General features: G+C 37.8%; 2 protein-coding genes. Both read right to left on the reverse strand.

Going from position 1 to position 616, the window contains the following annotated elements; genetic code table 11:
* A partial coding sequence (locus tag D8797_RS10105) for a 50S ribosomal protein L11 methyltransferase (RefSeq protein WP_185780883.1) occupies window positions 1-187 on the reverse strand: 187 nt, incomplete at its 3' end.
* 227 nt (window positions 188-414) lie between these two features.
* On the reverse strand, window positions 415-616 hold a 202-nt coding region (locus D8797_RS10110; protein WP_125380526.1), incomplete at its 5' end, for an LlsX family protein.

Genomic DNA, 616 nt, shown 5'->3' on the forward strand with positions numbered 1-616 from the left:
CAGTAATGGTAACCATTTCCACTTGTTCCACCTCTGGAAAAACTTCGCCATACTTACCAACCTTACCAAGGTAGTCCGCACTATCATCAATGACTACGCCTTGACTGCCACATTCGATTAAAATATTGGAGGCCGCTTCTTCTGCCTCACGATTGACTGTGATGGTTAATTCTTGCCATTTGTCCATTTGTTTTTCCTTTTTTTCTTTTTGATAGTTGCTTTAGACGATGAGGAACACAAAACGATTATCGGTGTAAGCTAAACTATTATCTAAAAAATTCACCATAAATGAGTAATAACTTTGTATGCAAACTTTGAACAATCGCCTTAGACGTGTAATTTTGAATGTGCCTCTAATACTTTGATCTTTTAGTTATCTAACAATCTCTTTTTGCCAACTATGCTACACCATTATCACGAGCATTTTTGTCTTCTTCTCACCAAACGCAGCCAGACTTCTTCGATCATTAAAGCAACGAAAGCAAAGAAGCTACAAAGAGTTCCAATGTTGGAACCAATTGCTGTTCCTGCATAAATCTTATCATTTAGTACAATGTCATACAGCGGCAGACCTAAAAAGGTTACAGTATAGGATTTTACCGAGATCGCATTGGCG

It is taken from the genome of Streptococcus cristatus, assembly GCF_003944225.1.
Taxonomy (GTDB): domain Bacteria; phylum Bacillota; class Bacilli; order Lactobacillales; family Streptococcaceae; genus Streptococcus; species Streptococcus cristatus_K.